Genomic DNA, 4,559 nt, shown 5'->3' with positions numbered 1-4,559 from the left:
TCATTGGTTTTGGTCTTCTGTTTACTTCGCTGAAATATATTTCTGCGTCTTCCGTAAGCCTCATATGCACGCTGGAGATAGTCTTCGCACTTTTACTGACGCCTTTTCTGCTCCATCAGGTACCGACTGCATATGAGCTGGCCGGATGTATGATCGTTCTCATATCGGTCGCCTGTTCTATGCTGGGCAATGGGAGACAGGATCGACAAAGGACTGCTAATAAGGGCGCTTGAAACGGCACTTTACATGAGGCATCAAGCAGAGCGTGACATATTCGAGTATATTGAGATTTATTACGACAGATATCGCTTATACGGTGTATTGGGATATAAAACACCGGAAAATCATATCGGGTTTATAGGCATTGCAAGATCAATGTTATTGCAGTTTGAATTTTAAGTATTTATACATATTGATGAATGTCAATGTTATAGTATATTGTCCGCGGAACTTAAAAGCAGTTTTACGGGGAGTGGTATAGATGTGGTGGGGAACAGCCGGATGCGGAATGCCATTTGGGATGTTTATGATGCCGTTGTTCTTTCTGATAATAATGGGGATCCTCTTTTACACATGCAATCGCAGGATAAATGTGTTTGAAAACCATAGGTCAGGAAGTTTCAGCGACAGGGATGAGATATTGAAGGAATTGCGGGACATAAAAGAAGAGATCCGTGATTTGAAGAAGGATAGCTGACAAATTAGCGGCTTCAGGGGAACCATCCCGGAAGCCGTTTTTTTGCCCTTTTTTGTTCTAGGCAATTATCCATGCAAAAATATATTGTTTTTGTGTTAAAAATAAATTAAGATAGGCTTTGGAACAATATATTTTATAGAAAAGGGAGTGTGCCGTTATGAATTGTTTTCAGATCATGGTGGTAAGGGTTGCACAGAGGGAGCAGACAGCGATTGATGTACAGAAAGTTTTGACGGAGTTTGGCTGTTCTATCCGCACCAGGCTGGGGCTTCACGATCAGAATGACGACAATACATGTTCTCCTTCGGGGATCCTGATCCTTCAGCTTTGCTGCGGCGAAAATACGGCAAAGGAACTGGAGGGCAAGCTTAACGTACTCCCGGGGGTCAAGGCAAAGCTTGTAAGTATGGACTGACCAAAAAGATAAGCATCTTGTGTGTAAATAAAAAATATAATAAAAGGGACTGCATGAGAACTATAGTTTTCACGCAGTCCCTTTTGATTATTTCCACAAAGCACGCTACTCCGTGTCTTTTGGCTTGTATGCGAGAAAACGGAGCCTTACGTAGTCTGCAATCCAGCCGTTTTGTTCGCTGTAGAGCATCGGGCGGCAGTAATCCTCTACTTCAGTGTAAAACTCATTTTTATCTTTCTGTGTGAATCCCTCTGTGTGACGGTCAGAGAACACTTCAAGCCAGCCGCGCAGTCCGTTCTTAAGCGGTGTCGGTCTGTCGATCCGGGCTATATAGCTGACTTTAAAGCCCTGGTTTTCGAGCATGTTTGAATATGTGCCGAGTTCCGGATATTTCCACGGGTTGCGCGCCCTGTAGTCAAGGCCGCGCCGGATAAGCGCGATCTTCATGCCTTCACGGATGATCCTGATACAGCCTTCGCCTCCGCACTCCGCAGCGAAGCGCCCGCCGGGTTTCAACGCACGCCAGACACCGCGTACCACAGAGTACTGGTCCGGCATCCAGTGAAGAGCTGCATTGCTCATGACACCGTCAAACTCTTCTTTGATGTGCAGGTGTTCTCCGTCCAGCAGCCGCGCATCGATGCCGAGCTCTTTCGCAGCTTTGACCATCTCCGGGCTGGTATCTACTCCGACAACTTCGCAGCCCATATCGATGAGCTTCTTTGTAAGTACACCGTTGCCGCAGCCTAGGTCCAGGATCCTCTCCCCTGGTTTTGGGTCAAGCAGTTCTATTACAGGAAACCCAAGCTCAGGGACAAAATATGCGTTGTTCTTGTAATTTTCCGGGTTCCAGTTCTGGTTTGGCATAGGACAGCACCTCTTCCGGTTTTCATGATACTGCTATTATATCTGAGTTGCTATCTCTCTGCACATTTTTTGTATAGATGGGATGAGTTCAAGTGCGGCATCTTCCGTGAATCTCTGCGCCGGGCCCGCTACGGAGAAGGAATATTCGATATCGCCCCTTCTGTTGAATATGGGGACAGCGATCGAGAAGATCCCCTCCTCACGATCACCATGGCTTATGGCATAGCCGAGGCTTCTGACATCAGCAAGGCTCTTTCGCAGCTCATCGGCCTTGAACACGGTAGTAGGCGTTATCTGATAAGCCTTTTTGATCTCGCGTTCTATGACCTCTTCCCCGAGAAACGCAAGTAGTGCCTTGCCGCCAGCGCCGGCCCACAGCGGTACCTTGTCCCCTATCCGCATTACGCATCGCATGCTCAGCAGGCTTTCAACGTGCTCGAAGCAGACGCGGTACTCGTCAACGACGCCGTATAATGAGACGGCTTCTTTGGTTTCGTCGCGGACACTTTTCATATATGGGTATATGATCTGCTGCGGACGGAAGTTCGCTTTTGCAATATTACCCAGCAGATAGAGCTGATTGCCGAGTGAGTAACTTCTGTCGCTGTGGCGCTGGAGCATGTTCAGCTTTTCCAGCGTGTTAGCAATCCTCAAGGTTGTTGTGATGGGCAGATCGACACGCTCTGCGAGCTCACTCAATGTGAGCTTATGATCATCTCTGCTGAAAGCTTTTAATATTGAGAAAGCTCTGTCCACGGAACGGACCGAATCTTCTTTCATCTTCCGATACACCTCTTAAGCAGGTACAGATATACCCGCAGATTTTACCAATAGGCGGAATAAATCTCCATAACACAGGGCATCATAGCTTATATACTTTAAAAAATCAATATCCGTTAATTTTGATTATTCCTTGACTAAAATGGGTTTTTTGATGTAACCTAATAGAATTAGAATATTATTGACCCCGAGTCAGAGAGCCTAAAGAAATGCGTTTTCCACGGCGGCTGACCGATGGGTATCTCTGGAAACGGAGCCACCTCCCGTATTTGGAAAGGGGATGCAATGAACTGATGGAAGCAGGCCTTTTACCTTCCTTACTCCTCTTTTGAGTGTGTTATGTCTTGTATGTCAGTTAAGGCTCTTTCTGTCCGGGTCTTAACTCCTGAATAAAGGGGGAGTCCTACTTGCGTATACTTAAAGTGCTTATTGCCGAAGCAGACCCGCTGCTCCAGAAACTCTACTCCGACCTGATTGCCGATGAGGCTGCGTTTACAGTGCTCAAATGCGTATCGACAGGTCCGCAGATGTTTGAAGCGCTGCGCTGTGTCGATACTGATCTTGTCCTGCTTGACCTGTACCTGAAAGAATTTAATGCGCTGGACGGGCTGGATGAACTTCGTAAGGAGTTTCCCAGGACGGACTACATCGTTGCTTCATCCGGAGAGAGTCCGGAGCTTGTGCGCAAGGCCCTTTGCCAGGGAGTTTTCGAATTCCTTATAAAGCCGTTTTCTTTTGACAGGCTGCGGCTCGCGTTGCGCAACTATCAGGTTTACCACCACAGCCTGACAGGGAGGACGAGACCATGGCAGCAGGAGGATCTCGACACGCTCATCTCAATGAAGAGCCGTGATCCGTCCTGGGCTAACAACAGGACGATACCTAAGGGGCTACAGCTCAAATGTCTAAACGATGTCGAGACATTCCTTAAAGAAAACAATGACACATTTTCAGCTCAGGAAGTGGGCGACAAGCTTGGCATATCACGTTCAACGGCTAGAAGGTATCTTGAATTTCTGACAATGAGCGAACGCGTGGTAGTAGAGTTTGCTTACAGGCGTGTAGGTCGTCCTGAAAAACGTTATCGCATGGCGCTGCTGTAGGATGTCCGGTGTATAGTTCAGAGTTTGCTTTATTTGCTTATTATCCAGATAATCCCTTTATCTGATGCTTTGAATTTTGTCAGGGAGGAAAGGTCCGGAGCCTGCATCCCGATCGTTTCTGTGCCGTAAATGGCAATATCTGCTGCTTTTAAGGCAATGTCCTCTTTTATCCTGCTGTCCAGGCCGCTTACATCCGCCGCGACAACAGCTGCAGAACTTGCAGCAGGATGTTTCATCACGCCTATCCAGTATCCATCGTCAACAGGAAGTCTGTTCAGATAGCGGTCAGGAAGGATCGTCTCATGTCCGCTGTCTCTGTTTACATAACTTCCTCCGCTATATATCCAGACGGGCCATGTGCCGTTTTCCGATTTATATATGAGCGCCGCAGCCTTCATCTCTCTCATTCCGGCGATTATGCTTGTCGCCATGACATTATCTCTTGCCGCTCCCGAAGAGAGAATCATCGCTCCTGCCAGTATCCCGATGATCACAATGACTATCAGGAGCTCTATAAGAGTGAATGCTCTTAGTTTATGCTTCATCACTTAGAAGCCGCACATCTGCGCCACAAAAAATGCGGAGATGATCCCGCCAGTAAGCACCATGAGAATGCCCCTGCCGGACCAGCCGAGTAGAAAAGCGGTGATTGCACCTGCGGCCGAGCTGCAGATGTTGCCGGTTGCGGTCAGAACAT

At 47.7% G+C, this 4,559-nt stretch carries 7 protein-coding genes and 1 riboswitch; of the genes, 4 read left to right on the top strand and 3 right to left on the bottom strand.

The features are described 5' to 3' along the window. From LLF78_00605 to LLF78_00595, 3 genes are all read left to right on the top strand, one after another. On the top strand, positions 1-233 hold a 233-nt coding region (locus tag LLF78_00605), incomplete at its 5' end, for a DMT family transporter (protein ID MCE5201002.1). Positions 234-481: 248 nt separating this feature from the next. Next, on the top strand, positions 482-697 hold the full coding sequence (locus tag LLF78_00600; GenBank protein ID MCE5201001.1) for a hypothetical protein: 216 nt from the start codon (positions 482-484) through the stop codon (positions 695-697). 157 nt (positions 698-854) lie between these two features. After that, entirely contained in the window at positions 855-1,112 is a 258-nt protein-coding gene (locus LLF78_00595; GenBank protein ID MCE5201000.1) for a hypothetical protein, read from the top strand. 105 nt (positions 1,113-1,217) lie between these two features. On the opposite strand, the gene LLF78_00590 is transcribed toward LLF78_00595, so the two are convergent. Both LLF78_00590 and LLF78_00585 read right to left on the bottom strand, forming a co-directional pair. After that, complete coding sequence (locus LLF78_00590; protein MCE5200999.1) at positions 1,218-1,979, bottom strand: methyltransferase domain-containing protein; 762 nt, start codon at positions 1,977-1,979, stop codon at positions 1,218-1,220. Between the two features lie 36 nt (positions 1,980-2,015). After that, on the bottom strand, positions 2,016-2,759 hold the full coding sequence (locus tag LLF78_00585) for an IclR family transcriptional regulator (protein ID MCE5200998.1): 744 nt from the start codon (positions 2,757-2,759) through the stop codon (positions 2,016-2,018). 173 nt (positions 2,760-2,932) lie between these two features. Continuing rightward, positions 2,933-3,055: riboswitch (molybdenum cofactor riboswitch) on the top strand. 111 nt (positions 3,056-3,166) lie between these two features. Here LLF78_00585 and LLF78_00580 point away from each other — a divergent pair. Continuing rightward, positions 3,167-3,862, top strand: coding sequence for a response regulator (locus LLF78_00580; protein ID MCE5200997.1), 696 nt, complete (start codon positions 3,167-3,169; stop codon positions 3,860-3,862). A 29-nt stretch (positions 3,863-3,891) separates the two neighbouring features. Here the strand turns inward: LLF78_00580 and LLF78_00575 are convergent, their stop codons facing one another. After that, positions 3,892-4,407, bottom strand: coding sequence for a prepilin-type N-terminal cleavage/methylation domain-containing protein (locus tag LLF78_00575; protein ID MCE5200996.1), 516 nt, complete (start codon positions 4,405-4,407; stop codon positions 3,892-3,894). Positions 4,408-4,559 lie beyond the last annotated feature (152 nt).

This window comes from Synergistaceae bacterium (assembly GCA_021372895.1).
Classification (GTDB): Bacteria; Synergistota; Synergistia; order Synergistales; family Synergistaceae; genus JAJFTP01.
Note: the sequence above shows the minus strand (reverse complement) of the source record. Positions and strands in the feature narration are given on the sequence as shown.

What these genes read in the sequence shown, in the direction of transcription:
- LLF78_00590 (MCE5200999.1), bottom strand. Translation starts at nt 1,979, where the DNA reads ATGCCAAACCAGAACTGGAACCCGGAAAATTACAAGAACAACGCATAT.
- LLF78_00585 (MCE5200998.1), bottom strand. Translation starts at nt 2,759, where the DNA reads ATGAAAGAAGATTCGGTCCGTTCCGTGGACAGAGCTTTCTCAATATTA.
- LLF78_00595 (MCE5201000.1), top strand. Translation starts at nt 855, where the DNA reads ATGAATTGTTTTCAGATCATGGTGGTAAGGGTTGCACAGAGGGAGCAG.
- LLF78_00575 (MCE5200996.1), bottom strand. Translation starts at nt 4,407, where the DNA reads ATGAAGCATAAACTAAGAGCATTCACTCTTATAGAGCTCCTGATAGTC.
- LLF78_00600 (MCE5201001.1), top strand. Translation starts at nt 482, where the DNA reads ATGTGGTGGGGAACAGCCGGATGCGGAATGCCATTTGGGATGTTTATG.